The organism is Streptomyces sp. NPDC001514 (assembly GCF_053597075.1).
The window spans coordinates 1-26052 of the sequence record NZ_JBSFHO010000036.1; the positions used below are offsets into that span (position 1 = coordinate 1).

The following is a 26052-nucleotide window of genomic DNA, read 5'->3' on the forward strand; positions in this document are numbered from 1 at the left end:
GTGGTGTGGAGCCTAGACACCTCCACCACACCGGAGGTCTTCGCCATGATCAAGACCCAGCACTGTTAACAACGCTCGTGATCAATACACCTAGGTCCGCCATCACCTCGCGAAGCTCGGGCGAGGCGTCGACGGTCAGCAGCCTCATCTCTCCGCCGATGATGGCCGGCTCGTCCAGCGGAAGATCTTCCTTGCGCTTGACATCGGCGAAGCTGGCGAGCATCCGCTTGAGCTCATCCTGGTTGACGTAGCGGACGTACCGCATGCGGGTGGTGAAGCCGCCGCCGACGCCCATCTCCACCTTGTGCACCGGCTGGATGAAGGTGGAGACGAACTGGTCGTCCTCCACGATGCCGAGCTCGACAAGCCGCGAGGGCGCGAGGAGTTTCGTGGCGCTGAGGACCTCCATGGGCGAGTTGTCGACCGGTGTCGCGGTCGCGCCGCACACCACGCGCTCGCCGTAGTTCCTGCGGAGGTAGGACAGCTTCAGTTCCATGTCCGCGGTGATCTGGTTGCCCGGCAGTGCGAGATCCTGGATGGAGGAGATCACCATCAGGTTCTTCAGGACCTGGAACTCGTCGACAAAGATGTACGTCGAGCCGGTCCGCTCGAACTCGACACCGGAGTCGCCGGGCGTGCGCAGTTCCTCTTCCAGTTTCTCCTTGTGGTTGGCGATCTGGTTCTCGATGTCCTTGACCGTGAAGCGGTCGCCGCCTTCGGCATGGGCCAGGTGCGCCTCCAGGCGCTTGATCTGCTCGTTGATGTAGTCGAGCCGCGCCGCCTTGCTCATGGGGATCTTCTTGAAGGCGTTGTGGCTGATGATCACGGCGTCCCAGTTGCCGGTCGACCACTTCGCCACAAAGCGGTGACGGCGGTTGCCGGTCAGGTCGGCCGAATCGGCCACCAGGATCCGAGCGCGGGGGTATGCCTGGAGGAACTCGCGTTGGAATTGGCCCAGGACTCCCTTGGGAACCGAGTAGACGGGCTTCTTAATCAGCCCGAGGCGGACCAGTTCCATGCCGCCCGCGATCATTTCGAGGGTCTTGCCGGCGCCGGTGCCGTGCCAGAGGCCGACGCCGGTGTTCGTGGACCGCATACGGGCCACCGCGGCGTGCTGGTGTGGATTGAGGGTGAACGCCTTCGACAGGCCCGGCGCGGAGATGCGCTCGCGGTCGTAGGTCGGGGCGACCCGCGCGTTGTAGCGGTCGTTGTAGTAGCGCTGCAGGTAGGCGGCGCGGTCTGGGTCCTCCCACAGCCACAGCCGGAACCGTTCGTCGAGCTGGAGGGCCTTGGCCTGGGCGAAGGCAGTGGCCTCTGTGTCGGTGACGACCGGCCCGTCGGGACCCAGCTTGCGGGTGACGACGATTTCCTGGTTGTTCAGCAGGTTGCTGGCCAGGGCCTGCGCGGACCGCGCCTTGGTTCCCCAGGTCGTCTCGGCCAGCATGCTGTGCTTGTCGCCGCCCTTGACGCTCCAGCGCGCCCCGAGATTGCTAACCTCGATGTCGTCGTCTTCCAGGATCTCCCGCAGGAACCTGGACGTACTTCGCGCTGGCCCAGGCCGCACCCAGGGAGCTTTCGATCTCGGCCGGCTCCAGGTCGCGCGGAATGACCTCCTCAAGGGCCGCGACGTTCACGGCGTAGGCCGGATTGCTCGCCGCGGATTCCTTGGCTGCCTCCAGCTTCCGCCGGACGTTCCCCGAGAGGGACTCGGTGGACTTCACCACGCTGCCCGTGTCCGGGTCGTCGTAGACCAGCGTTCCCAAGGCCTCACGGGCGGCCTGCGGGCTCTCCACGCCCAAGAGGTCGGCGACGACGTCGAGGCGGACCTCGTTGTACCTGTCCCAGCACAGCAGCAGCGCGTCCTCCGCGCTGGCGGCCCGGGTCACCGGGTCAGGCGGTGCAATGACGCGCTTGTGGAAGATGTCAGCCTTGGCGGCGTGCCCGGTCTCCTCGTCGAAGACCTCCAGGGCCAGGACGTACGGCGCGTACGGGTCGTGTCGAAACCCTCCCATCCGCGGATAGGTCCGACGCTCCCGTCCCTCCGCCTCGCCCTCCCCCTCCGCGGGCTTGCTGAGCTTGAACCGGTTGAGAGGGCCGTACTCGGCGACGTACGCGTCGTAGCGACGGTTGAGCTCCGTCCGCAGACGCCCCATGCGTCCGGTCTCGTGGTGGTGCTGGACTTCCTCGTCCAGCAGCGCCACCGCGAGGTCCCGCAGTCCAATGACGGCCCGCAGTTCCTCAGCCTGTGTCTTCGCCGGAACGTGCGCGGTAGGCCGCCCGTTGATGATTTCGGTGAAGCTGCCGTCGGGGTGCGCCTGGAGGGGGCCGTCCAGCAGCTCGAGGTCGGCGTGGAACGTGGCCGGGGTGATAAGCGTCTGCTGACTGCTCAGGGCAGTGTCGGCGATGTGGTCGAAGGCTGTGGCCAGCGCGGGGACGAGGTCTCCTCCGCTGCGAACGGACAGGTCGGTCCCGTGGCGGCGGACGTCGGCCAGCGCAGTGCCGAGCACCATCTCAGGGTTGGCCTGGAAGTACTCATTGATGTCGAGGGCCGCGGTGGAGATACCTGCCCGGGCCGGCGGGAGCGTGACGGGCGAGACACTCAGCCACTGTGGCCCCTGGCTTATCGCCTTCCGGCCGCTTCCGGAACACCAGAATGTCGGTGACGACCGGAGTGCCTGCCTCGTCCATGTGGGCACCGTCCGGCAGCCGGATGGCCCCCAGGAACTCCGCCATCTCCAACATCCGCCTGCGCGCATCCAGGTGCGCCTTGTCCGTGCCGTCGGAGGTGTAACGGGACGTCACGAGCACGGCCAGCCCGCCGGGAGCGAGCTCGCCGAGGGCCTGAAGAATGGCATGGTTGTGGATGGAGTGGCGGCGGCCCGGGTTGTTCAGCTTGTCGGTGAGCTTGGTCCGCCCGTAGGGGACATTGGCGATCACCACGTGGACGGTTTCTCCCAGCGGACCGACCTTCGCGAAGGACTCGTTGCGGATGTCGGCGTGCGGGAAGAGGGCTTGAGCAATCGCCGCGGTGACCGGGTCGGTCTCAGTCCCGATCAACCGGGCATCATGCGGCGCGTCGACCAGCAGGCGGCCCGCACCCACGCTGTTGTCGTACACCGTGATTTTCGCACCCGGCTCCGCCCCGAGCCTGCCGAGCAGCCGCGTCCACATCAACGATGCATAGAGTGGATTGGTGTAGTGAGCATTCAGCGTCGAGGCACGGGCAGCCGCGTACTCCTCCTCAGTCAGGAGCTCCCGAAGCTCCTCACGCTCAGCGCGATACTTCCCGGCGAACTGCTGACGCGTCTCAAAGAGATACGGAGTAGCCCCCCACCCCCGCCACTCACGCAGCTGCGCAAGCTCCGTCTCCGTGGCGGTCCGCTTCTCCTCGCGCAGCCGCACCACCACACGGACCGCCTGGAGGTTATGGCGGATCCGCTCCCGCTCAGAACGCGCCTCCGCAGCGGCCGGCAGCTCTAGGGTGTCTGCGGTTGCTCCTGCAGCAGGAACTCCCGGACCACTTCCCCCTCCGCCTCCAGCCGCGCGGTGTTCAGCCGCTGCAACCGCGCCAGGTACCCCTCCTCCGGCGGCGCCGCTCCCGCCAGGCTGCGGGCCCGCAGTTCTACCTGCTCGGCTATCTCCTCCCCCACCTGAGCGAAGTGCTCTCCCGGATCCTTCAGCTCCTGGTACTCCAGAGGCCGTTCTGCCTGCCAGTGCCGCATCATTTGTGCGCCGTAGTGATTCATGCTGCGCTCCTTCCGGCGGGCCACTGATCTTGTGGGCGCCTGCGTCCTTGCCGGCCGGGCCCGCCGCGGCCGCGGGGTCATTCTGTTCCCGCGGCCCGACGGACTCCCTATCGGCCGCCATCTACAACAGCCCCTGGTCTTGCAGAACCCCATCCGCAAGCTCCGTGTGCACGTGCCGCGCCGACGCGCCCGGCCGCGCCGTGTTCTCACGTGCCCCCCGCCGACCTGCCGACGGCTCACTTGCCTCGTAGGAGCCCAGTTGCGAGAGGAACGCCTCGGGGTCTTCGAGTTCTGCCGCTGCGCGCGGCCGGAACTCTGCCAAGTGCCGCTGCGTGCGCCTGTACCGATTCACGACCACCACTCCCCACGTCCCGTGGGCAGCGCAGATCGATCACGGACTCACAGGGAATCTTCCTGCGCCACCAGAGCCGATGGTCCGCGCGCAGTCAGCCCCCAAAGGCCTGCTGCGGATGGTCGTCCCGCGGCACGGGAGCGATCCTGGGACGAAGTTCGAGGGAGTCCCCAGTGACGGGAACGCCTTGTATGGGCGATGAGGGCGCCTTGCGGCGCAACACAAGCAGGTCGGTGGCCACTCTCACCTCGGCAGGCTGGAGCACCAGATCACGCAGCACTGCGGACTCCCACCTCGCGCCGCGCTCGAGGTCGGAGTCCCTCGCTACAGCGGCCGCCGCAACACGTTCCCCAGCCCACGGGACTGACGGGACTGAACCTTCCGGTCCGGCCGCACGGACGGCTCGCGGAGGGGGCCTCTCATCCGCGGGGCTCAGTCCCGTGCCGCCGAAGGCACTAAAAGCCCAGGTCAGAGATGTGCTCCCACAGTTCGCGGGACTGACGGGACTGTCCCTGCCGGTTGTAGGCATCAGGTGCGCGCGCGTATGCGCGCCCGCGAACCATAGAAGGTGGCCCCGATATCGGCTCCTCATATATGGAGTACTCGGTCCCGTCAGTCCCGCAACATGGCGATACAGGCCTTTGACCTGCACTTTTATGCGGGACTCGAAGCGGGACCGAACCCGTTCCCGCCCCATGCCAGGCCACCGCCAGCCCTGCCCCGGGCGCCCCCGGCGCCGGACGGAAGAGCGCGCTCCGGCGGGACTAAGGGACTGACGGGACTGAAACTTTCAGACACGCAGGGGGGATCCCACCCATACAGCAAGGCGTGCGCTACCCTCAGTGCCGCATGTGAAATCCTCAGTCCCGTCAGTCCCGTCAGCCGCAGATCTCTCAAGCGCAGGAGCAGCACCGCTGCCCCGAAGGCAGGGCCGCCGGCGGGACTGTCGAGAGTTGATAAGGACGCCCAGTGCCACGCCAGGTTGCAACAGCCTTGAGGGCCCCTACGCCCCGCGCTGTGGCGCACCGGTGCGCCGAAATCGGGTGGCCCGTCCACCCCCTCGCTCCGCGGCAAAAGACACCTGCCGCGAACTGCGATGCGTGCCGACAGGGACGACACGATCCGGCCACTTGCGCGTGTATACCAGCTGGGCGCTGGTGCCACGGTTTCCACGCTGCGACGAGGCGTCCTGACCGTATCGATGCCTGGTGGTCGAAGAACCCCTCCTTCGGCGTGGGAGTGGCCTGTGGCATGGCGAACCTCGTCGTCATCGACGTCGACGCGCATGCCGTTGAGATTCCAGACCGTTCGCGCCTCCTCCCAGGAATCCCAATCGGGCCCCGAGTCAACCTCAGTGGCCTCGCCACAGGCTTCGACACCCTGGCATTGCTCGCCGCACTGCGACAGCAGCCGAATCCTGCAGACGACGAGCACACCCTCCGCGTGCGAACCCCCTCCGGGGGCCTGCACATTTGGTACACCAACCCGAGTCCACAGACCCGTTACAGGTCCTCCACCGGCTCCAGCCCCAAGGTCGCCCTCGCGTGGCAGGTCGATGTTCGTGCTGACAACGGATACATCGTTGCGCCAACAACGCGGACCAAAGCAGGAACCTACGCGTCGTTGGAAGGCGCCAGTCGGCCTGCTCCTCTACCGGAATGGCTGGCGGCAGAACTCACCCGCACCGGCCACGAGCCCCCCACCCGAAGCGTCGAAGCCGCCCTCGCCCCGCCCGTAGGACGCGCCCGACGCCGCTCGCCCAGGGCCGCAGACCGAGTTCTGGAGCCGCTCTTGGCTGAGGTCGCAGCCTGCGAAGCGATTCCGGAGGGAGCCAGCTTCACCGAGAAGCTGAACCGCGCCGCCTTCACCGCCGGCGGCCTCCTCCAGGGCGGGCACCTGGCGGAGAACGATGCACGAAACCTATTGCTGGAGATAGCCAACCGTGCGCGCCCCCATCAGGAGCGCCGCAACAGCATGATCATCGATTCCGCTCTGTCCGCTGGCGCTCAGCGCCCGTTCCATCCCCGAGGACGCTCATGAGCAGCGCCGAGCATGTTGGCTTCGATGCCGTTGCCGCCGCCGAGCAGATCCATCAGCAGCAAATCTTTGATCTCAACCCGCCCAGCGCACATCCCGCGCTCCCTGCACAGCAAACCGAAGGCCCCCGACTCCACGGGGGAGCCACCTCCGGTCTTCTTCCCAGCGAGCTCACCGACCGAGGCAACGCAAAGCTCTTTGCACGTCTTTACAGCGACCGTTTCCGACACGTGGAAGGGCTCGGCTGGTTCTGCTGGGAGCAGTACAGGTGGAGGCGGACGGGGGGTGAAAAGGCAGCTGTGTGGGCGGCTGGCGACATGGCCGAGCAAATGCCCCTCAGTGATCCTCAAGGGAGGTTCACCGACCGCGACCTGGCTTCCCACCGTAGGCGCACGCAGTCGACAGCCGGTATGAAGGCACTCCTGCAGCAAGCCCAGGCAGCGCCAGGCCTCAGCCTGGACCCGGACGTCCTGGACGGAGACATCTACGCCCTCTGCACCCCAAGCGGCGTCATCGACCTCAAGACCGGCGAGCTACACAAGCCAAACCCGCTCACCGACATGCACTCCCGCGCCACCACGGTGGGGCCACAGAACATGGCAATCCCAAGGTGGGAAAGCTTCCTCCGGGACACCTTCGGCGATGACGAAAAGGGCCTGGAAACCACCAAGTTCCTCCACCTTCTGCTCGGCTACTCGGTCACGGGCGACGTCGGCGCCCAGGTTCTCCCCTTCCTCTACGGCTCGGGCGCTAACGGCAAATCCGTCCTCTTGGACGTGATGATGCAGGTCCTCGGCGACTATGCCAATGCGGCGCCCCCGGGATTCCTGATGGAGAAAGGCAAGTTCACCGAGCACAGCACCGAACTCACCGAGCTGCACGGACGCCGAATTGTTGTCTGCAGTGAACTCAAGCCGAACGACAAGTTCAATGAGGCCCGGGTCAAACTCCTCACCGGAGGTGATCAGATCACGGCCCGAAGGATGAGGCAGAACTTCTTCACCTTCACTCCGACGCACAAACTGTGGCTCCTGGGCAACCACAGGCCTGAGGTGGGTACGGGCGGCTATGCATTCTGGCGACGCATGCGACTCATTCCGTTTGAGCGGAAAGTCGCAAATGAGCGCAAGATCGACAATCTCGCAGCCGAGCTGGTCCGGGACGAAGGGCCGGGCATCCTGCAGTGGCTAGTCGAAGGAGCCAAGCTCTACCTGGCCACCCGCGACCCTCTCACCGGCCCAGCAACCGTGCGCCTGGCGACTGAGGCATATGAAAAGACGGAAGACCATATCGGCCGGTTCATTATCGAACGGTGCACCAAGGGCGGCGAGGGGCGACCGAATCCCGACTTGAGGGTTGAACAGAAGCTCCTGTACGAGACCTACAGCCGCTGGTGCACGGATGAGGGGATCCAAAGGGCGACAAGCCGAGCCTTCGCAAGCCGCATCCGACAGGAACTTGGCCTGGCCTCCCCCTCAGAGATGATCAAGAACAACGACAGGAAGCTGTACCCCGGCCTGGCGCTCCTCGCCGACGTCGACGTAGAGGAATCAGACCCACAACAGGACGGGTCACACCGAGGGGGTCGAGGACGATGAGCCTGTGCTCCCTGGGGCGGGCATCCGCCTGGCCGTACGATGAAAGCCGCGACCTCGCAGGAGGCATCACACAGTGCCAGAAGGCGAGCGACGCGACCCCCCAGGCAGGCCACTGGCCGGCCGAAGAGAATCAGGAGGGCCTGCGGCCATGAGCTCGATGCTGCAAGACAGCCAGCTCACCGGTGAAGAAGAAGTGGTCTGGCTGGAAGCCCCGGAAGACCTCGACTACGTCCGGCAGGCCCAGGACAAGGTGAACACACGGCGAGGCAAACCCCGATATGAACGAGGTGGGCGCCTCGTCGGCTACACCAATCTTGCTGCAGACGCCGAACGGGACCCTGATAGCGGCCTCTTTGCGCGCCGGACGTTCTTCCTCCTCCCCCACGACCGAGACAGCGATCCCACAGGCCCGTACGAGGTTGGCGCACCGGGAGAAGCCGTCGACCCAAGAACCATTGAGCCCGGCAAGGTAGGCGAAAAGACTCCCCGTTCGCAGAAGGGTCGAGCCGCGGAGATAGCACCCGCCCGTCCGTGAGGCGGCAAGGCCGAACCCGACCCGACAGCGGCTTCTACAGCCAGCGCGCCTTCCACCTCCTCCTACACAACCGCGACAGCATCCCTGACGGCGTCTACGGTCCCCGGCGAAGCGGTCGACCCGCACCATCGAACCGAGAAGGCCTGGAACAAAGACCACCCCCCGCTCCCAGCGCGGCCTTGCCGCCGCGGTGCCAGCGACGTCATAACCGCCACTGGCGGCCATGGCAGGGCCCAGCCGCGACCGCGCGGGGCGGCATGCTTCAGGGCGTGGGCGTTCCGGGCGATGCGGCCCGAGCTTGTCGTTATCCGGCCCGGTTGTGCGGCCGACTGGGCTGTTGCCCTTGCTGCGACTGGCTGGGATGGTCGTGAGCGCGCTGGGGACTCAACCGGGCGTGCTGGCGGCGTTGCTGGTCGTTCTCGGCCTGCCCGTAGGCGGCTGGCTACGGCGATCACCCGGGCATAGAGCTCGAGTGACTCAAGGGTCGTCGTGGACGGCTCACTCGTGCGGGCAGAGACGGCGTCGTAGGCGCGCTTCCAGGCATCAGGCGGAGCGAGACGCTCGCCAGAGTGCAAAATGGCCTGCTCCAACCTCTCCACTACCCGGCGGTTGACCGGGTGGGCGAAGTGGCCGTTGATGTGGACGTCCGCGAAGGCCTCCGCGACCAGTTCGCTGAGCTCTCTGCGCTCAGCACCAGACGGCCCGTGCTCGCGCATGGTCAGGACATAGCGGCCCAGCTCTCGGGCAATATCGGACGAGTTAGGACGCCGACCAAGTTCCGGCTCGAGGGCCGAGCCCACCTCGGCCCTCAGGGACTCCCGATGGGTGGGGAGTGCGTCGGCTTGCTGCCATCCGGGCCGGGTCAGTCCAAGGTCGACGAAGTGCCCAAACTCGTGGACAGCAATGCCCATTGGGGTCGATATGCCACGCGATAGCCGCCATCCGTTCGCCGCGTCGTCGTCCAGAAGCGCGACGTATCCGGGGCGGGCGCCGACAGCCAGGCGGTCCCGATTGAATATGAGAACGCCAGTATCAACGAGTGCCTCAGCGTGCTCGTGCGCTTGGCACTCTCCGGTAACGACCATGTCGATTGGCGTGCCTGGATACAGCTCCGCTGCATCCAGGAGGCCCTGAGCGTACTCGCGGGCGGTAACAACGCTTGAATCGTCCCCTTCCAGCTGCACATGCACGTGGTGCCCGAGCCGGTCGCTCAGCTCCCCGGCCAGTACGCGGCCTACGTCAGGAACCGTTGCTGCTGTCTGCACGGCAGCATGAGTGATCGCGAAGGGATCCCGCGGGGCGGTGACCCGACCTGCTGTCATGGCGTGCAGCCTTGCCGGGGCGGGGTCGTGACCGCAGACTGGCTCGTCTCACCGTCTCAGCCCCTGGGCTGGCGAGTTGGGGCGGCGTCCCAGCAGGCGGGGAATGAAGGGCGAAGCCAGGTGATGGGCCCAGAAGTCTCGCAGCTGGCCGGGCCACCTGTTTGCTGACCGTGTGCACGACTTCGACAGGGACCGCCGCCTGCTTTGGGAACGCGGCATCAGGCCCCTCATCGCGAGGCGCGGCTCGCCCACGGCTCCGGACTGGGCAACACACCTTGGGTCGTCGCGCGCCACTCCGCCTGGCTCGCACCATTCCAAACGACTCCGCACCCGCTACGAACGCCGCGCAAACCTTAGAACTCGTAACACGATCTTGCTGGCGTGCAGCGGTTGGTCGGGGGCGCTGCTGAGTAGGTTGTCGCTGCCGGTGCCAAGGTCGTTCACAGGCTACGCCGGAGTCATGCCGGGATGAAGCTCGGCCACCAGGGTGGGACGTTGCCCAGGCACAACGGGGCGGGGTAGGAGTCCGGCATGCCGAGCCATGTGACAAGGAACCAGGTGAACCACAGGGTGAAGATGAGCCCTGCAGTCAGGGCTGTCCTGCGATGACGTCCTCCGAGGGTGCTGTGCAGGATCACCCACGGAACCGCAGCGGCGATCCATATGAGAGGCGCAAGAAACAGCAAAGTCATGCCGTTGGCTGCTGCGCTGCTGCCGATGCCACAAGCAGCCCATGCCCTCCCAATCGCAGCAATGGACACCACCGCTGTCAGCCCACCGAAGAGGACACCAAAGCCAGTTCCTCTGAACCAGCGGCTCGGAGGACTCGACGGCTCTGCTCCCACGATCATCTCCCCCGCCTCGCCGTAGATGCGGAGAGTACCAACCTTCTGAAGCAGCCCGCTGGGGCCCTGGCCTGCCCTGACACCGGTCAGTCGTTCTTGGGCTTCCGAAGCCGTCGCCAGCAGATGAGACTGCAGGCCAGGGAGACGAAGGCGTCGTGGAGTTCGGTGCGGCGTTCCCAGCGGACGGCGAGGCGTTTGAAGTGGTGGAGCAGGGCGAAAGTCTGCTCGACGACGTAGCGGAGCTTGCCCATGCCCTTGATGTTCGGGGACCCCTTGCGGGAGATGACGGGCAGGATCCGTCGGTGACGCAACTCGTCGCGGTGGGCGTTGGAGTCGTAGCCCTTGTCGCCGAGCAGGGCTTCGGGCCTGCGGCGGGGCCGGCCGGGGCGGCCCGCGACGGGCGGGATGCCGTCGACCAGGGCGAGGGTCTGGGTGATGTCGTTGACGTTGGCCGCGGTCGTGATGACCTTGAGCGGGGTGCCGCGTCCATCGCAGATCAGGTGGTGTTTGCTGCCCGTTTTCCGCCGGTCGACCGGCGACGGACCGGTGTCGGCGCCCCCTTTTTCGCGCGGACGTGAGAGCCGTCCACGCACGCACGTGACCAGTCGAGTTCGCCGGCCGCGTTCAGCTCCGCGAGCAGGACCCGGTGCAGCCGGTCGAAGACTCCTGCTTTCTGCCACCGGTCCAGGCGGCGCCAGCAGGTTTGCCCCGAGCCGAACCCCAGCTCCAGGGGCAGGAGTTGCCAGGCTATGTCGTTGTAGAGGACGAACAGGATGCCCTGGAGGCAGAGCCGGTCCGCCACCGGTCGTGGCCCCGGGGACCGCTCCGGCCACGGCGGCAGTAACGGCTCGATCAGCGCCCACAACTCATCGTCCACGATCCACGGTCGAGTACCCACACCCCACGAACGGCCGAATCGTCACACCGGTTACGCCCCACCAGCACACTTCAACAAGATCCTGTTACGAGCTCTTAGAGGGTGTTTCGTCCCGTTGTTTCATCCCGAATTACTGGGTTGCGTGTAGTTCATGCGCCACGCCATGTTGGAGTGGATTCGCTGGTGAGGCGACGGGTCATGAGGTTGATCATTGCGATGTGGATTATGGCTTCGGAGCGGTGGGGGTGGGCTTCGTAGTCACGGGCGAGGCGGCGATGGTTCATGAGCCATCCCAGGGTGCGCTCGACGGTCCAGCGGCGTGGAAGGACGGTGAACCCACGGGTGTTGGGCTCGCGGCGAACGATGTGCATGTCGATGCCGAGGGTGGCGGCGTGCTCAACGAGGTGCTCGCGGTAGCCGCCATCGACCCAGGTCTTGCGGACGGTGGGATGCTCGTCGGCGACGCGCTCGATGAGGGTCTGACCTGCGATGGAGTCCTGCACGCTGGCTGCGGTCACGAGAACGGCCAGCAGCAGGCCGACCGTGTCGATGACGATGCTCCGCTTGCGGCCCACAATCTTCTTGCCGGCGTCAATGCCCTGTCCGGCTGCGGGGACGTTGGTGGAGGTCTTGACGCTCTGAGAGTCGATGACACACGCACTCGGCTCCGGTTCCCGACCCTCCTGTCGGCGCACTTGGCGCCGGAGCAGGCCGTTGAGCTGGTCGAAGACGCCCTCTTCCTGCCAGCGGGCGAAGTAGGCGTAGACCGTGGGCCAGGGCGGATAGTCGTGCGGGAGATAGCGCCAGGGGATGCCGGTGCGGTTCACGTAGAGGACCGCGTCCAGAAGGATCCGCAGGTCGTGGTTCGGCGGTCGGCCGATGTCCAGCCCCCGGCCGCGACGCTCGGCCCTCCATGCCGTCAGGACCGGTTCGACCAACTTCCAACGGGCATCCGAGAGATCACTGGGATAGCGACGACGCTCAGCCATGATCCTGGAGTACTGGACGGCAGAACACCCGGCCCAGGCGTGAGGAGCCAGCATCAGAGGTGAAGGGCGCACACCGGCGCATCCTGGGATGAGACAGGAGCAGCTCGGCCAATACAGCGTCGTCACCGCGACTTCTGCAACACCATCCCCATCAGGCTCAACAACCCCGCACAAGCCGAAGCGTAGATCGACACAAACAGACGCAACAGGGCGCTAAACGCCCTCTTAGGGCGTGTATCGAAAGTAGATCTTGGTCGTGAGATGATCTTGGTTCGTGGCGCGTGGAGATCTCACGGACGAACAATGGGCAGTGCTGGAGTCGCTGTTGCCGAACGGGCAGAAGCCCGGTCGGCCACCAATATGGAGTCGGCGACAGCTGATCGACGGCATACGGTTCCGAGTCCGCACTGGCATCCCTTGGCGGGACACACCCGAGGCGTACGGGCCGTGGGGCCGGGTGTACGACCTGTTCCGCCGCTGGCAGCGCAATGGCACCTGGCAGCGCATCTTCACTCAGCTCCAAGCCCAAGCAGATGCGAAAGACCTGATCACCTGGGAGATCAACGTCGATTCCACCGTCTGCCGGGCCCACCAACACGCCGCCGGGGCGCGAAAAGGGGGACTTGCAGAAGGAACTGCCCGGCGGCGTCGCCACCGAGCCGGCCGATCACGGCCTCGGACGCTCGCGCGGCGGACTGACCACCAAGCTGCACTTGGCCGTCGAGCAGGGCCAGAAGCCCATGTCCCTCGTGACCACCGCCGGGCAGCGCGGAGACTCCCCGCAGTTCGAGGTCGTCCTGGGCCGCATCAGGGTGCCCCGCCTGGGGCCGGGTAGGCCGCGCACCCGGCCAGGTCGCGTGCGCGCCGACAAGGCGTACGCCTCCCGGAAGAACCGTGCTTACCTGCGGCAGCGCGGGATCCGCTGCACCATCCCAGACAAGGCCGACCAAGTCCGCAACCGCAAGAAACGCGGTTCGCGCGGTGGCCGGCCGCCGAAGTCCGACCCGCAGGACTACAAGGCTCGGCACGCGGTCGAATGCGGCATCAAACGCCTCAAAAGGCACCGGGCCGTGGCCACCCGGTACGACAAGCTCGCGGTTCGCTACGAGGCGACCGTCCTCGTCGCGGCCATCAACGAGTGGCTGTGACCAGCCATTCAGATGCACGCCTAAGGAGAACGCACGCTGGACACGTCCTCGCCGTCACATGTGTCACTGCGGGCCTTGATGGCGGCGAGCCGGGCAGACCACTCGTGTTCGGCGATGACGAGGCCGCCCTCCAGCGTCTCGACGAGCAACGTCCGGCTCACCGACACCCCCGTTGGCTCACGCCGGGCCTCGGTGCCCCAGGCGGGACCGCCTCCATCGCGTACCCGACAGGCGAGGTGCACCCGGTCCCCGTCAGGGAACGCGAACGCTGTCACCTCGTCGGTGCACTCCCCCCACTCCAGGAACACACACCGTGCGAGTGCCGCCTCGGCCCCAGGTGCGGTCCCGGTACTGGCGTCGTCGTACATCCAGCCCTCGGCAATGCGAAAGGACTCAGACGGCGAGGTGAACCCCGCCGGCGGCGCAGTCGGCGTGCGGAAGCGACTGAGCTCGTCCTTGAGCTTCTTGACCAGCAGTGGCGGGTAGAACGCGTTGTCCCACGTGTTCACATGGAGCCCGCCGACGAAGACGTCGACGCACAGCAGCCCCGGGTCCTGTTCGACGTGGAACTCCAAACCGAATCCGGTCCGCGACCCGAACAACATGGCAACCTCCCCAGCCCTGGCGCGACACCCATCACGGCCCAACCCTACTGATCCACTTTCGATACACGGCCAGGGCGCGGAGCGGAAGTCAAGTGAAGTACCACCCGGATCAACCACCGGGACCGCACCCTGTTCTGCCAGGGCTAGAGAACAGCGTCGTCTCCAAGTCCTTCTGAATCCTCGCCGACCGGGCCCGAGTGCTACCGCTACTCCCCCGCCCCGCTGCGTCATCACCGGCGTGTCCCGCACCGACGTCATCACCCACTACTCCGCCCGCCAGGCCCTCAAAGCGATCGACGCCAACCCTGGCCGCGTCGCCGACGCCCGCGCTAGCCGCGACCTCCTGGCTCTGATCGCCGCGTCATCGACGACGGCCACGCTGACCTGTTCGGCATCACCGGCAGCTTCCTCGTCGGCTGCTTCAACGACCGCTCCGACATCGACCTTGTCTGCTACGGCCCCACCGGCTATAAGGCAGCCCAGCACCTCTTCCACCACACCGACCTGGTCCGGCTGTACGACGGAGGCGACCTGACCCGCCTGTACCTGCGGCGCGCCCAAGTACATGGACGGCAGCGACTTCACCACCCTCCTCACCCAGGAACGCCGCAAGCTCCAGGGCGTGACTCCGTACGCCGACGCCCACATCAACTGCGAACCGCTGCGCGGCGACTACGACCAGGCATTCGCGGGTACCACCGCCAAAGAGATCGGCGACGTGTCTCCTGGCCACCGTCACCGAACACTCCCGAGGAATCGCCAAGCCCGCGGCCTACGACATCGAGGTCACGAGCATCCTCAACGCCACCATCAACGACCCCCCCTTCGCACCCCGCATCACCCGGCTGCGTTCCTACCTCGGCGCTTACACCGGATCCTTCCGCGCGGGAGACACCGTCCACGTCACTGGCGAGCTCGTCCACCTGCACACCGCCGACCACGACACATTCGGCGTCGAACTCACTCCGTGGAACGTCAGCAAGTCCTACCTTGCCAACCTGGCGCCGTAGCCAGCGGACGCAAGCGCTGCGACGTCTTCATTACGACGTAATAGTCACCGGCCACAGACGCAGTCCGCCCATCGCCAACGCGGGCGCCGAGCTCTTGTCGACCATGCTTTCTCCCGGGCGCGGGAGTACCTCCGAGAGGACTGCGCCGCCTGAGGCCAGCACTTGGGTCGGAACCACCGCCGATCCGGCCTTCATCGCTGGTCTCGTCACCGCGTACGAGAAGGCATTGCAAACTCTGACGCCGAACAGTCTCCGCAGTGGCGGGCCTTTTTGCTTTCGGGGTGCCCGGTGTCAGGCGGCGCATCTAGGCCCAACCTGTCGGTCATCCCGGACCATGAGCCCTTCGAAGCGGGCCAGTGATCGAACGCCATACATTTTGTGCTCCGCTGAAGCGACGCATCCTGCGCAGGTTGTCCCGCGCCGCGGCTTCACAGCGCCGGTCGCCGAGCTGGCGGAAGATATCTGCGGCCTGGGTGCAGGCGGCAATGGCCTCGTCGGAACGGCCCGCCGCCTCCAAGGCCCGACCGAAGCTGCCGAGCACCTTGGCCTTACTGTGCTGGTCGTCCCCCTGGCGGGAGATTTCCACAGCTTGCGTGAGTGCGCCGATGGCGTCTTCGATACGTCCCACCCGCCGCAGGGCGTTGCCGAGGTTGTTCAGTGCCATGGCCTTGCCCTCCTGGTCGCCGACCTGGTGGAAGATATCTGCGGCCTGGCGGTACGCGGCGATGGCCCTGCCGCTGCCTGGCGGAGACGTCACGCCCGGCCCACCAGCCGCCAGCAGCGCCAACCGCCCCGGCCGTAACCGAGGCAAGCCCGCTGCCACGCCCCACCGCTCAGCCTCCGCATCCGGCAGCCACCCCCATGAAGCCGAACTGTTGGCACGACTGGTGGACGCGTGCCGCCAAAGCTGACTGAGGCACTCCCTGATGACCAGGCCGTCGGTCATGAGTGGGCTGTCCCACCTCGCCAACCCGGCGACGTAGCGAACAGCCATGTGCGGAGCAGGCATCTTCATTACGACGTAATACTCACCGGCCGGCCACCGACGCGGGCCGCAGTGTCGGCGAGGCACCTTCATTACGACGTAATACTGGCCAGCCAGTTGGCCGCCCCGGAGTCGAGTGCAACAACTTGGGGCTTACTAACGTGTTGATGCAGCAATCAATCTTGAACGTTAGTAAGGTGTCCACCATGACATCACCCACCCCAGGCGACCGGGAAAAGGTCGTCTCCAAGCTCCCAGCCGGGCTGCAGCAGGACTTGAAGATCCGTACAGCCCAGCACGGCATCGACATCCAGCACGCGGTCGAAGCGGGTATCACGGCCTGGCGCGGGCTGGGTGCGAACCTCTCCCCCGTCGACACCGCGGGCGCCAAGTCCTTCTCCACCTGGCTCCCGCCCGGCCAGTGGGAGGACTTCCGCAAAGACTGCGCCGCCCGGGGCGTCTCCATAGTCCAAGGCCTCTCCCAGTCCGTTCAGGTATGGCTGGACAAGAATCCGGCCCCGCACGTTCAGCGGCCGGTCGTCGTCAAGCGCCGCATCGTCTGCAACCAGAAGGGCGGAGTCGGCAAAACCGCCGTCACCGCCGGCATCGGGGAAGCGCTCGCCGAGGACTCGAACACCCTCCACCCCGTGCGGATCTCCAAGCACTTCGCCGCCCTCCTGAACGAGGACCACGAGGAAGACCCCGCCCTCGACTACGAAGACCTGCCCGGCCTCGGACAGCGGGTGCTGCTCGTCGACTTCGACCCGCAGTGCCACCTGACCAAGCAACTCGGACACGAGCCGCTCCCCCTCGAAGGCGACAGCCTCACCAAGCACATGTCCGGCGAGTCGAAGGGAGAACTCCGCGACCTGATCGTCGAAGTGGACGACGACCGGTTCGGCGGACGTCTGCACCTTCTGCCGGCGTGCACTGACGCGTTCCTCCTCGACGTCAAGCTGTCCGGCGTCCGCGCACGGGAAGCCGCCCTCGAGCGGGCCCTCGCGCCGATCGAGGCCGACTACGACGCGATCGTCGTGGACTGCCCCCCAAGCCTGGGCCTGAGCATGGACGCGGCCGCCTACTACGGCCGCCGACGCCCCGGCGAGGAACCGGGCAACTCCGGGATCCTGGTCGTCGTCCAGGCCGAGGACAGCTCCGCGGACGCATACGGCCTCCTCACCTCCCAGATCGAGGACCTCCGCAGCGACATGGGCCTCGAGCTCGAGTACCTCGGCATCGTGGTGAACCACTACGACGCCCGCCGCGGCTACATCGCCACCTCGTCACTCGAGAACTGGATGTCGATAAAGGACCCGCGCGTCGTCGGCGTCATCGGAGACCTGAAGGAACAAAAGGAATCGGTGCGAGTCAAGCGGCCACTCCTCGCCTACGCACCCAGGTGCGACCAGGCCGTGGCCATGCGCGCACTCGCACGGGAGATTGCATGAGCAGCAAGGCAGCCAAGCTCGGAGCCGGAAGCTCGTTCCAGGCGGCTCAGTCCATCAGCCCCCGGCGGGCAGCCATCAACGCGGCCACCCAGGCCCCGACCGAAGGAGCTCCGCCGCCGGTCAAGCTCCCGGTATCCGTGATCAGCCTCAACCCGGCGAACCCTCGCTCCGAGATGGGCGACCTGACAGACCTGGCCGGCAGCCTGCGGGACCACGGGCAGAAGCAGGCCATCAGCATCATGTCCCGCTTCAGCTACCTCGAGGCGAACCCCGACCGCGAGGACGAGCTGGAGGAGGGCACCAGGTACGTCGCCATCGACGGCAGCACCCGCCTGGCCGCGGCCCGCGAAGCGGGCCTCGCTGAAATCAAGGTGATGCTGGACGACGACCTCGGCAGCAACCCCGACGAGCTGCTCGAGTCCGCCCTCGTCGCGAACATCCACCGCCAGGACCTCTCCCACCTGGACGAAGCGCGGGCGCTCCAGCAACTGCTCGGTGTGCACGGCACCCAGGAAGCCCTGGCGGCCCGCCTCCACCGGTCACAGGGCTGGGTGTCCCAGCGGCTCGCCCTGCTCGGCCTCACGCCCGAGCTCAAGAAGAAGCTCGAGTCGGGGGAAGAGCCTGCCGACCTGCTTCGGCTCGTAGGCCGCAAAGAGCCGGAGGAACAGGCACAGCACCTCCAGCAGTTGAAGGACAGGCGCGCACAGGAGAAAGCCGCCAGACAGGCCGCAGCCAACATGCGCAAGCGGACTGGCACTGATGAAGAGTCGAGCGCGGAGACCGAGCCACCAGCCACACAATCAGGTGCGCCGGACGCCCCCGGCGGAGCATCCGCAGCCGAAGACGATCATTACGACGTAATAAAGCCGGTCACCGACGTCCCCCACTCACAGGAACCTGAGCGAACCCTGGCCGTTCCCGACCCGCGTTCGGCGCCTCCGGCCAAGCCGCCTCAGATCAAGATGCCGTGGGCGGATGGAGTGGCCAGCATGGACATCATCTTCTCGAAGGTCCTCGAACCCGAACGCCACCGGATGATCGGCCGCTACCTGGAACTGCTCGGAACCCCCGAAGCGTTCGTAGCCGATCTCATGGCTGCCAGCAGCCCCGAGTACCGCCAACAGGTCGCCGAACTCCTACTCAAAGCTCAGTAGCCCCGGACTCTGGCCTCGCTCCCCTACCACCCGGTGGGGAGCGGGGCCGTTCTCGGTTCCGGCTCGCCCCGACAGCCCCGCTTCCCACGGGCGCGCCCGAGCACTCACTATTACGTCGTAATAGTGAGTGGCCATCCGTACCTGCCGAGCGGGGCGGGCGCGTCAGTGGTGTCGTGCCTAGAGCCTCTCCCTTCGATCACGAGGCCGTTCCGGCAATTGCTCAAGCACGGTTGACGCAGCCGGTATCAGGACGCAGTGCGGCCGATCGAATCGAGGAGGATGAGTTCTTCCTCCGTCAGCCGGAGTGCGCCCGCCGCCACGTTGTCGACGAGGTGGTCCGGGTTGCCCGTCCCGGGGATGGCCAGCACGTGTGCGCCCTGCTGCAGGGGCCATGCCAGCCGTACCTGCGCCGTGATACGCCGCGTTCGCGGGCGACAGCGCGAACCTCGTCGTGCTCGGCATGGACGGCAAAGGCACCAGGCGCGATGCCGCGCGTTGCGCATGCGCGGAGCATCCGTTCGCCGATGGACGCGTCGATGTCGTAGCGGTTTTGGACGCACACCACCGGTGCGATTGCCTGGGCTCCGGCCAGGTGCGCAGGGCGGGCGTTGGCGATGCCGAGGTGGCGAATGAGGCCGGCGTCGCGCAGCTCGGCGAGGGCCCCGAAATGCTCGCTGATGGAGTCCTGCCCATGATGCGCAAGTTGACCACGTCGAGGTGATCGCGACCGAGTTGGCGCAGGTCTCCTCGACCTGGCCTCGCAGCTGGTCGGGCCGCGCGGAGGTGGTCCACTCGCCGGAGACGTCCCTGGCTGGGCCGACTTTGGTGGGGATGACGAGGTCGTCCGGGTACGGCGCCAGCGCCGAGTTGATCAGCTCGTTGGCGGACCGTAGCCGGGAGAAGTAGAACGCCGCGGTGTCGATGTGGTTGACGCCGAACTCGACCGCGCGACGGAGTACACCGATCGCCTGGCCGCGGTTGCTGGGGTTGCCCTGGTGGAACGCGGCGCTGCCGGTCAGGCGCATGGCGCCGAAGCCGATCCTGTTGACCTTGAGGTCACCGAGCAGCCACGTACCCGAGGCTGCCGCGGAGATCGTGCCCGGTTCATGTGGATACTTAGCGAACTGTCACGAATGCCGTGGTCTGAGATCCTGCAGTTCCAGGTGCGCCTGAACGAGGTGAGGCACGAAGCGTTCACCTGGGACTTGTGGGCAGCGGTGGACCGGATCTTCGGTGGCTGGTGTTCGTTCTGCTACTTCGGCTTGTGGATGGTGGGGCTTGGTCGGGAAGCCTTCTCCCGGGCGGTGGCCGATCCCGATGCCCTGGCGGACACCTCGGAGGTCCACTCTCCCCGGGCGGGCAGGAGAGCAGCGAACTGGTCCCAGAGGGGTTCAAGCAGGCAAGATGGCAGCGCGGGCACGGCCGTCCTTCGTGATCACTGAGCGTAGAGAACTCCATGATCACGTGGACCCGTGCCCGCACCGTATCCAGCCCATCCCCCGAACCCACAGCGGCCGCCTATTGCCGGTCGGCCTAAGCCGACTACATCACCTCAAGCGGCTGCAGTTCGCGCGAGCGTCGACGTAGTCCAGCTAGAAGCTCTCCGCATCCACCAGCCGCTCCCCAATAGGCGGCTGACCTGGTACGACGACCGTAGGCAGCCGGGCGCGGCGGTGGCTCAGGAAGAGCGAGACAGGTCAGCGTCCTCGGGCACAAGGCCAGCGCGAAGCCACCGGGTAAGCCGATTCACATTCTGTGAATCAGCTTCCGTGGACAATCATTGGTGTGCACAGAAAGAGACGACGCACCACTCCCCCGCCTGAGGCACCACTGGTCAGGGCCCCTCAGAGTGTGGGAGCCCTTGACGCACCAGCGCTTGTAGGCGAGTTGCGGAGCCTGTACGAGAAAGTCGGCGACGCCGATGACATGCCAGCTGACGGTGAGCTCTATGCCGCGCTGGTCTGGGCTGAGCGGAACGTCAGCCGTCTCCGCGAAGCCACGGATGAAGTTCGACGTGTGGCAGCGCTCAAGCGGGTGCAGCTGTGGCAGTACCTGCGCGAGCAGATCGACCGGCACCAACTGCAGGCGGTAGACGACGCCCGTGCCGCTGGGGCGGAGTGGGCACAGCTCGTGGCCCCGCTCGCCGTCCGTGCTCCGAGCGCCGCCTACAACAAGACTCAGCGGATGAGAGCGGTGTCGCTCAGCGACGGCTCCCTCGAGAAGCGGTCTGTCCGACGTACTCCGGAAGCCGTGGCTCTGGCCCAACAGCGGCTCGCGGCGGCGGAGCAAGCTGAACGGCGGCGGGAGGAGAAGGCGCGAAGGCGACACGACCTGACAGTGCGAGTTGCTCAGAAGCTCTTGGACCACCGTGCGGAACTGGTCCAAGACGAGGAGGTCAGCGACTGGCTGGACAACGTCGAGGCCGTGCTTCCTGGCTGCCGCACTCCTACCCAGCAGGTGAGTCTGGCGACGTATGTGGCGGCGGCCGCGCGTACTCTCAGGCAGATTGAGCAACGCACCGCTCGGCCAGTGGCTGCGACGGAAGATGCTCGGCTTGCTGTCGAGGCGGCGGCAGCGCTGTACCCCGATACGTAGGGGTCTCCGTTCCGTCCCCTCTGCCGGGGTACTTGGTTACGTGCTCGGCGGGGTACGGATGAACGTCCGTGCCTGGCTGAGTACATCCTGGTGTATGCCGACACCCTCGCCGTGCCGATTTCCTGAGACGTGACGACCGCAGTATTCAGGTCGAGCATCGTCGTGGGTCGAGCGCCTGACCAGGTAGCCCCGTCGACCGAGCTTGGCGCGATATGCCGCGGTAAACACGGGCGGCCTGGCTCCAGCCTGTGGGAGCTCTATCACGGATCACCGGGCGGCAGGGCCTGCTGGCGCCGGCCGAACTGTCACCTGCGACGATTCGGCTGTGAGGTATGACCTTGCTGTGTGGGACGGTAAACGTCCAACGTGACAACCACGAGGCGGGCTCGGTCTACGACGAGCTGTATGCGCGTTACCTCGAGTCGGATGATGTCGTCGTGCCTCCGGCGCCGCACATCGTGGCCTACGTCGAGGCGCTCGTCCAGCGGTACCCGGACGACGTCGACGGCGGTGTCGTATGGGCGTCGTCACCGGTCATCAACGAGGCCTCGAGGCCGATCGTGTACCTGCTCATGTCCTATGGCAAGGCTGAGGTGGTCTCCGGGTACGCCGCTTCTCTGGCTCGAGAGCACGGGCTTGTCTGTTACGACCCGCAGGGAGGATGCCTGCGGCTGTGAGCTGCCTGCTCTTTCAGAGGCTGATCAGAAGGAAAGGCCAGGAGCCGGCGCGGCAGACCTAGGCGGCCTCCTCGTAGAGCTGCCGGACCACGCCAATGCTTGAGGCGATTGAACACAGAACCGAGGGGGCTGCCGGGCGGCGCCCTATTCAGTCAGGTCTGGAACGTGGCGGCGGGCTTCTGACAGCCACACGCCCTGCCCACCGCGCGTCACCGACGACCCCGTCGGATTCCCCAGCTTCTGCTTCCAAGTAGTCCAACCGTGCCTGCGTCAGGCTCAGTCGGCCATTGGGCCCGCCACGGACGATGTGGGCGTCCTCGTCATCCTGCCCGTCGTCCTCCCAACCGCACTCCGGGCAGATCTCGAAGTTCGCCCGCTCCTCCAACGTCTGCTGGCAGCAGCAAGGACACGCGAGCAGCCCTCCTGCGGTCCGAGTTTTGGAGGGAGTAGTGCTCGATTCGTCGGCAGGCATGGCCAACATCTTCCTGCCCCTCGAAAGATCCACAAGAATCGCCGTAGCCCGGTAGCCCTGTCGATCGATCTGGCGCGGTTTACCGCGGTAGAGCGGCGCGGTCCCTCCAGCCCCCGGGGCCCCATCGCTCTGGCTCGACTGAGTTGCGTGATGCGACGACGGGCTCGCCGGCGTGGGGCATCCACGGGTAGACCCGATTCACGAGCGCAGGTAATCAGGACCGACCTCTCCTGATTTACCGCAGTACACGAGCGCCTTCGGCGCTCGGACCTACCACGCTCTGGAGGGGGTAGGTGAGGAGGTGTCAATCCCCTCGCAGCGTGGAGACGGTCTATGCGGCCAGTCCCTCGGCGAGGGTGGCTCGGTAGTCACGTTCGTAGTCGATCGGGCTCTTGAACCCGCACACGCTGTGTAGCCGCCTGGCGTTGTAGAAGTTGGTGATCCAGGTGGCGATCTTGATGCGGGCCTCAGCGCGGGTGCGGAAGGTGTGCCGGTGGACGTACTCCACTTTGAGGACGCTGTTGAACGCCTCGTTCACGGCGTTGTCGAAACAAGATCGGGAAGATCTCCTCGATCTCCTCGGCCAGTTGCTGCCGACGCGCCTCACGCGCGGTCGGCGGACGATCCCGCCACTTGTAGAACCACGACTCGGACACCCCCAGCGCCCGGCAGGCGGTGCGGTACGGAATCTTCTGCTCGGCCTTGCAGTGGCTGATCACCCCGACCACGACGGCCGGGTCCGCCTCAGCTACTTCGCCCACAAGGCCACGAATCGCTTGCACACATCACGCTCCATCCCCAGCTCGCGGATGCGCTTGTCCTTCTCCCTGGCCTCGGCCCGCAGCCGCTCCGGCTCAGCGCGCTCGTTCTCCCGCAGACGACCGCCGGGCGATGGCTCGGCCACCGGCCGATCCGACGACGGCGACCCGTTGCGCCGCGCCCGCGACACCCAGCTGTGCAGGGTCCCCGAGTGGATACCCAGGTCCTCAGCCACTTCCGGAATCGGCTTCCCCGTCTCCGTCACGATCCGTACCGCTCCCTCGCGGAACTCAGCGTCGTAGATACGCTTCCTGGATGCCATGACCCCCACCTATCCCTCCGGTCACGGTCTCCACAGTAGGAGGGGAACCTCACTCAGTCCGCTGTTTACCGCGGTAAACCGATGATGCCGGCACAAGGCGATCTGGGCGCGCTCGCGTACGAAGCGACGTTCCCGGCCAGTGGCGACACCTGTTGTCTTGTCCATCGCATGGGCTTAGCCTTGGGGGCCGCCCCAATCTCTATGAATATGGCCATCACCGCTGGGGTCTTGGCGCATTGTCTTCGCAGCCATGGCAGCATGTTCGCCTGGAAGCAAGGATGCGCCGTGCTGCCTCTGGACGGCCCGCGCCACGAACTAGGCGCACACAGGAGACCGCGTGCTCACTGATCTCGAAGAGGATGTCCCGGTGATTGACTGGGGAATGTTGTCCCGAGTTGTGGTGGTCGGGAACGGTAAGGGCGGCGTTGGTAAGACGACGATAACGGCCAACACGGGTGGCCTTGCTGCAGCGGACGGAGCTCGGGTCCTCATCGTGGACCTCAACGGGCAGGGAAACGTCGGCCGCGAACTCGGCTACCGCAAGAGCCCGCTCGATGACGAGGGCAAGGCCTTGTACGAGGCTGTCATGACGGGCAGTCCCCTGGCGCCCATTCGGAACGTGCGACCCAACCTCGACGTTGCGGTGGGCGGTCCGCATGTCGGCAGGCTCCCATCCCATCTGGCCCTCAAGTACGAGGGCCACGCGAAGCAGCAAGCGTTGATGCTTGCCGTTGCCCTGCAGCAGGTGGCCGACAGCTACGACCTCGTCGTGATCGACTCGCCGCCGGAGAACCCGCCGCTGCAGCAGTTGGCCCTTGCAGCTGCTCGCTGGCTGATCGTCCCGGTGAAGTCCGACTCGGCCGCCATTGAGGACGGGCTGGGGGGAATCGCCCGTCAGTTCGGCCTGGTGCGCAAGCAGGTCAATCCGTTTCTGGAGTTGCTGGGTGTAGTCCTGTTCGCCTCGGGCTCCTCCTCGACCGCGATCCGGCGTGCGGTCGTCGCGGACGTTGAGAAGACCATCGGCGAGGGCGCCCCCATGTTCAGCAGCGTGGTTCGGCACTCTGAGGCCGTCGCCCGCCAGTCCCGTGAGCGAGGCCTCCTCGTACACGAACTAGAAGTGGCAGCGGAGAACAGCCCCGCGTTCTGGCAGGTGCGTTCGGGGGAGGCGTCCAGCGACCAGATCGTCAGCCAGACTTCGAAGTCAGTCGCTGAGGACATGGCCAAACTGACGCGGGAAGTGTTCACCCGCCTGCGGGAGCGTGAAGGGGGACAGGCATGAACGGCCTTGAAGACGACGAGCTGAGCGGTTCGACCGCAGACCTGTTCGGAATCAGCACAAGCAGCGGGACCGGCCGGGCGGCCGGCATTGGCTCCCTCCTGCGCGGTTCCACTCCCCCAGCCGTCGCAGCCCAGAAGCTGGCTGCGGAGGGGAGCGAGTCCGGCGCCAAGTGGATTCCCGTCGACCGATGTGTCGGCAACCCGCGCAACCCCCGCGATGACGTTGGTGACCTCGCCGACCTCAAGTCCATCCGCGAGAAGCAGCACTCCTCTTGCACCGGAGTCACTCCGGCCGCATATCTCAAGCTGTGGCCCGAAGACACGGACAAGATCCCGAGCAGTGCCGAGGTCGTCATCATCGCCGGCAACCGGCGACTGAAGGCCAGCCACAAGTACGGACGCGACAAGCTCCTGGTGCTCACGGACGACGCCATCGCCGAGTCAAAGGCGACCCTGCTCCGAGCCGCGTACGACGAGAACACAGGCCGCCTCGACTTCGACCCTGTCGAGGAAGCGAAGGCAGCCCTCGCGATCGTCGACCAGTACCCGACGGCCAAGGAGGCATGCGCTGCCCAGGGGTGGACCCCAGGCTGGGTCTCCCAGCGGCGTGCCCTGCTCCGGCTGCACCCGAACGTCCAAGCCCTCGTGCGGTCGAAAGTGCGTGGTGGTGACGGTATCTCGGTGCGCAAAGCCCGCTGGCTTGGTGCCCGGCCAGGAGTCGAGGAGCTCGGTGCCGACGAGCAGTTGGCACTCCTCGATGGCTACCTGGAGGACGGTGCGCAGAAGAAACGCCAGGCCAAGGGGTCGACGCCACCCCAGGCCGCAGCGACAAGGGTCAAGATTCCCCAGCCAGCTCGTGACCCGTTTACCGCGGTAAACGAGCAGCACGATGGGAAGTCGGAGCCGAACGAGGTCCCTGCCGGGGCGGAGTCATTTACCGCGGTAAACCAGGGCTCGGGCCTCAAGGCTGAGGCAAAGGAGGGCGAGGAACCCTTCGAGTCGTTTACCGCGGTACATCGCAAGGACTCCCCCGGGCCGCCCAACCAGCGTGTGGCAACCATGTCCGCGGTCCACGTACTGACGACGCTCGCCAACACACTTGCCGCCGTTTCTGTGCCAGCAGATCTGGAGCTGATTGCCCGCGCGAGGGTCGAAGACCCTGAGGCGGCAGCACTGGAGCTTGGACGCATCCGGGACTGGGCGGCCGCATTGGAGCGCCTCATCTCGCAAGATGACGCTGCCAGTGACTGAAGGTACGCGCTGGGGTGACTGAAAGTTCGCCGGCCGAAGGCCACTGA

Annotated in this window: 22 protein-coding genes and 3 pseudogenes; 11 read left to right on the forward strand and 14 right to left on the reverse strand. The window is 66.2% G+C overall.

Features of this window, described 5'->3' with window-relative positions; all coding sequences use genetic code 11:
- Positions 1-49 precede the first annotated feature (49 nt).
- From ACWCXB_RS29805 to ACWCXB_RS29820, 4 genes are all read right to left on the reverse strand, one after another.
- A complete protein-coding gene (locus ACWCXB_RS29805; RefSeq protein ID WP_450726860.1) occupies positions 50-1564 on the reverse strand; it encodes a hypothetical protein in 1515 nt (504 codons plus the stop codon).
- Positions 1491-2510 carry a hypothetical protein gene (locus ACWCXB_RS29810; protein WP_450726861.1) on the reverse strand — a complete coding sequence of 340 codons (1020 nt, stop codon included), beginning with the start codon at positions 2508-2510 and terminating at the stop codon, positions 1491-1493. Before ACWCXB_RS29810 ends, ACWCXB_RS29805 begins: the two co-directional genes overlap by 74 nt.
- A 22-nt stretch (positions 2511-2532) precedes the next feature.
- Positions 2533-3408 carry a hypothetical protein gene (locus ACWCXB_RS29815; protein WP_450726862.1) on the reverse strand — a complete coding sequence of 292 codons (876 nt, stop codon included), beginning with the start codon at positions 3406-3408 and terminating at the stop codon, positions 2533-2535.
- Positions 3409-3476: 68 nt separating this feature from the next.
- Positions 3477-3746 carry a hypothetical protein gene (locus tag ACWCXB_RS29820; RefSeq protein WP_450726863.1) on the reverse strand — a complete coding sequence of 90 codons (270 nt, stop codon included), beginning with the start codon at positions 3744-3746 and terminating at the stop codon, positions 3477-3479.
- A 1369-nt stretch (positions 3747-5115) separates the two neighbouring features.
- On the opposite strand from ACWCXB_RS29820, the gene ACWCXB_RS29825 reads away from it, so the two are divergent.
- The 3 genes from ACWCXB_RS29825 to ACWCXB_RS29835 all read left to right on the forward strand — a co-directional run bounded on the left by ACWCXB_RS29825 (position 5116) and on the right by ACWCXB_RS29835 (position 8268).
- Positions 5116-6138 carry a bifunctional DNA primase/polymerase gene (locus tag ACWCXB_RS29825; RefSeq protein ID WP_450726864.1) on the forward strand — a complete coding sequence of 341 codons (1023 nt, stop codon included), beginning with the start codon at positions 5116-5118 and terminating at the stop codon, positions 6136-6138.
- Complete coding sequence (locus ACWCXB_RS29830; protein ID WP_450726865.1) at positions 6135-7733, forward strand: DNA primase family protein; 1599 nt, start codon at positions 6135-6137, stop codon at positions 7731-7733. Before ACWCXB_RS29825 ends, ACWCXB_RS29830 begins: the two co-directional genes overlap by 4 nt.
- A gap of 148 nt (positions 7734-7881) precedes the next feature.
- Positions 7882-8268, forward strand: coding sequence for a DUF6009 family protein (locus ACWCXB_RS29835; RefSeq protein WP_450726866.1), 387 nt, complete (start codon positions 7882-7884; stop codon positions 8266-8268).
- A gap of 2253 nt (positions 8269-10521) precedes the next feature.
- Here ACWCXB_RS29835 and ACWCXB_RS29840 read toward each other — a convergent pair.
- Both ACWCXB_RS29840 and ACWCXB_RS29845 read right to left on the reverse strand, forming a co-directional pair.
- Positions 10522-11315 (reverse strand): IS5 family transposase gene (locus ACWCXB_RS29840; protein ID WP_450726950.1). Its coding sequence is split into 2 segments (ribosomal slippage): positions 10522-10998 and positions 11001-11315, totalling 792 coding nucleotides; the frame shifts between segments, so codons are not numbered across the junction.
- Between the two features lie 146 nt (positions 11316-11461).
- Complete coding sequence (locus ACWCXB_RS29845; RefSeq protein WP_450726867.1) at positions 11462-12301, reverse strand: IS5 family transposase; 840 nt, start codon at positions 12299-12301, stop codon at positions 11462-11464.
- Positions 12302-12575: 274 nt separating this feature from the next.
- Between ACWCXB_RS29845 and ACWCXB_RS29850 the strand changes: the two genes are divergently transcribed.
- Positions 12576-13449, forward strand: a protein-coding gene (locus tag ACWCXB_RS29850; RefSeq protein WP_450726868.1) for an IS5 family transposase whose coding sequence is annotated in 2 segments (ribosomal slippage) — positions 12576-12952 and positions 12951-13449 — 876 coding nt in all. Because the reading frame shifts where the segments join, the coding sequence is not laid out codon by codon here.
- A gap of 20 nt (positions 13450-13469) precedes the next feature.
- Here ACWCXB_RS29850 and ACWCXB_RS29855 read toward each other — a convergent pair.
- The 3 genes from ACWCXB_RS29855 to ACWCXB_RS29865 all read right to left on the reverse strand — a co-directional run bounded on the left by ACWCXB_RS29855 (position 13470) and on the right by ACWCXB_RS29865 (position 15851).
- On the reverse strand, positions 13470-14054 hold the full coding sequence (locus tag ACWCXB_RS29855; RefSeq protein WP_450726869.1) for a hypothetical protein: 585 nt from the start codon (positions 14052-14054) through the stop codon (positions 13470-13472).
- Positions 14055-14318: 264 nt separating this feature from the next.
- Positions 14319-14639 (reverse strand): hypothetical protein, encoded by a 321-nt coding sequence (locus tag ACWCXB_RS29860; RefSeq protein ID WP_450726870.1) that lies wholly within the window; start codon positions 14637-14639, stop codon positions 14319-14321.
- Between the two features lie 747 nt (positions 14640-15386).
- Entirely contained in the window at positions 15387-15851 is a 465-nt protein-coding gene (locus ACWCXB_RS29865; RefSeq protein ID WP_450726871.1) for a tetratricopeptide repeat protein, read from the reverse strand.
- A gap of 404 nt (positions 15852-16255) precedes the next feature.
- Here ACWCXB_RS29865 and ACWCXB_RS29870 point away from each other — a divergent pair, with 404 nt between their 5' ends.
- Together ACWCXB_RS29870 and ACWCXB_RS29875 are read left to right on the forward strand one after the other, a co-directional pair.
- A complete protein-coding gene (locus ACWCXB_RS29870) occupies positions 16256-17497 on the forward strand; it encodes a ParA family protein (protein ID WP_450726872.1) in 1242 nt (413 codons plus the stop codon).
- On the forward strand, positions 17494-18651 hold the full coding sequence (locus ACWCXB_RS29875) for a ParB/RepB/Spo0J family partition protein (protein WP_450726873.1): 1158 nt from the start codon (positions 17494-17496) through the stop codon (positions 18649-18651). Before ACWCXB_RS29870 ends, ACWCXB_RS29875 begins: the two co-directional genes overlap by 4 nt.
- Positions 18652-18896: 245 nt before the next feature.
- Here ACWCXB_RS29875 and ACWCXB_RS29880 read toward each other — a convergent pair.
- Positions 18897-19745 (reverse strand): annotated as a pseudogene (locus tag ACWCXB_RS29880) (aldo/keto reductase).
- 12 nt (positions 19746-19757) lie between these two features.
- Between ACWCXB_RS29880 and ACWCXB_RS29885 the strand changes: the two are divergent.
- From ACWCXB_RS29885 to ACWCXB_RS29895, 3 genes and pseudogenes are all read left to right on the forward strand, one after another.
- A pseudogene (locus tag ACWCXB_RS29885) lies at positions 19758-19937 on the forward strand (DUF4240 domain-containing protein); the annotation flags it as partial.
- A gap of 601 nt (positions 19938-20538) precedes the next feature.
- Positions 20539-21246 carry a hypothetical protein gene (locus ACWCXB_RS29890; protein WP_450726874.1) on the forward strand — a complete coding sequence of 236 codons (708 nt, stop codon included), beginning with the start codon at positions 20539-20541 and terminating at the stop codon, positions 21244-21246.
- 332 nt (positions 21247-21578) lie between these two features.
- Complete coding sequence (locus ACWCXB_RS29895) at positions 21579-21923, forward strand: hypothetical protein (protein ID WP_450726875.1); 345 nt, start codon at positions 21579-21581, stop codon at positions 21921-21923.
- Between the two features lie 148 nt (positions 21924-22071).
- Here the strand turns inward: ACWCXB_RS29895 and ACWCXB_RS29900 are convergent, their stop codons facing one another.
- The 4 genes and pseudogenes from ACWCXB_RS29900 to ACWCXB_RS29915 all read right to left on the reverse strand — a co-directional run bounded on the left by ACWCXB_RS29900 (position 22072) and on the right by ACWCXB_RS29915 (position 23476).
- Entirely contained in the window at positions 22072-22404 is a 333-nt protein-coding gene (locus ACWCXB_RS29900) for a CPCC family cysteine-rich protein (protein ID WP_450726951.1), read from the reverse strand.
- Positions 22405-22726: 322 nt separating this feature from the next.
- The gene (locus ACWCXB_RS29905) at positions 22727-23002 is read right to left on the reverse strand and encodes an integrase core domain-containing protein (protein WP_450726876.1); all 276 of its coding nucleotides are present in this window, start codon (positions 23000-23002) and stop codon (positions 22727-22729) included.
- Positions 23003-23027: 25 nt separating this feature from the next.
- Positions 23028-23177 (reverse strand): annotated as a pseudogene (locus ACWCXB_RS29910) (hypothetical protein); the annotation flags it as partial.
- Positions 23144-23476 carry a transposase gene (locus ACWCXB_RS29915; protein WP_450726877.1) on the reverse strand — a complete coding sequence of 111 codons (333 nt, stop codon included), beginning with the start codon at positions 23474-23476 and terminating at the stop codon, positions 23144-23146. The pseudogene ACWCXB_RS29910 and the gene ACWCXB_RS29915, both read right to left, overlap by 34 nt.
- Positions 23477-23813: 337 nt before the next feature.
- Here ACWCXB_RS29915 and ACWCXB_RS29920 point away from each other — a divergent pair, with 337 nt between their 5' ends.
- Both ACWCXB_RS29920 and ACWCXB_RS29925 read left to right on the forward strand, forming a co-directional pair.
- Positions 23814-24755: a ParA family protein gene (locus ACWCXB_RS29920; RefSeq protein ID WP_450726878.1), complete on the forward strand. Its 942-nt coding sequence runs from the start codon at positions 23814-23816 to the stop codon at positions 24753-24755.
- Positions 24752-26005, forward strand: coding sequence for a ParB/RepB/Spo0J family partition protein (locus tag ACWCXB_RS29925; protein ID WP_450726879.1), 1254 nt, complete (start codon positions 24752-24754; stop codon positions 26003-26005). Before ACWCXB_RS29920 ends, ACWCXB_RS29925 begins: the two co-directional genes overlap by 4 nt.
- The last annotated feature ends 47 nt before the right edge of the window (positions 26006-26052 follow it).

What these genes read in the sequence shown, in the direction of transcription:
- ACWCXB_RS29810 (WP_450726861.1), bottom strand. Translation starts at nt 2,510, where the DNA reads ATGGTGCTCGGCACTGCGCTGGCCGACGTCCGCCGCCACGGGACCGAC.
- ACWCXB_RS29820 (WP_450726863.1), bottom strand. Translation starts at nt 3,746, where the DNA reads ATGAATCACTACGGCGCACAAATGATGCGGCACTGGCAGGCAGAACGG.
- ACWCXB_RS29830 (WP_450726865.1), top strand. Translation starts at nt 6,135, where the DNA reads ATGAGCAGCGCCGAGCATGTTGGCTTCGATGCCGTTGCCGCCGCCGAG.
- ACWCXB_RS29835 (WP_450726866.1), top strand. Translation starts at nt 7,882, where the DNA reads ATGAGCTCGATGCTGCAAGACAGCCAGCTCACCGGTGAAGAAGAAGTG.
- ACWCXB_RS29845 (WP_450726867.1), bottom strand. Translation starts at nt 12,301, where the DNA reads ATGGCTGAGCGTCGTCGCTATCCCAGTGATCTCTCGGATGCCCGTTGG.
- ACWCXB_RS29855 (WP_450726869.1), bottom strand. Translation starts at nt 14,054, where the DNA reads ATGTTGTTCGGGTCGCGGACCGGATTCGGTTTGGAGTTCCACGTCGAA.
- ACWCXB_RS29870 (WP_450726872.1), top strand. Translation starts at nt 16,256, where the DNA reads ATGACATCACCCACCCCAGGCGACCGGGAAAAGGTCGTCTCCAAGCTC.
- ACWCXB_RS29875 (WP_450726873.1), top strand. Translation starts at nt 17,494, where the DNA reads ATGAGCAGCAAGGCAGCCAAGCTCGGAGCCGGAAGCTCGTTCCAGGCG.
- ACWCXB_RS29895 (WP_450726875.1), top strand. Translation starts at nt 21,579, where the DNA reads ATGACCTTGCTGTGTGGGACGGTAAACGTCCAACGTGACAACCACGAG.
- ACWCXB_RS29900 (WP_450726951.1), bottom strand. Translation starts at nt 22,404, where the DNA reads ATGTTGGCCATGCCTGCCGACGAATCGAGCACTACTCCCTCCAAAACT.
- ACWCXB_RS29915 (WP_450726877.1), bottom strand. Translation starts at nt 23,476, where the DNA reads ATGGCATCCAGGAAGCGTATCTACGACGCTGAGTTCCGCGAGGGAGCG.
- ACWCXB_RS29925 (WP_450726879.1), top strand. Translation starts at nt 24,752, where the DNA reads ATGAACGGCCTTGAAGACGACGAGCTGAGCGGTTCGACCGCAGACCTG.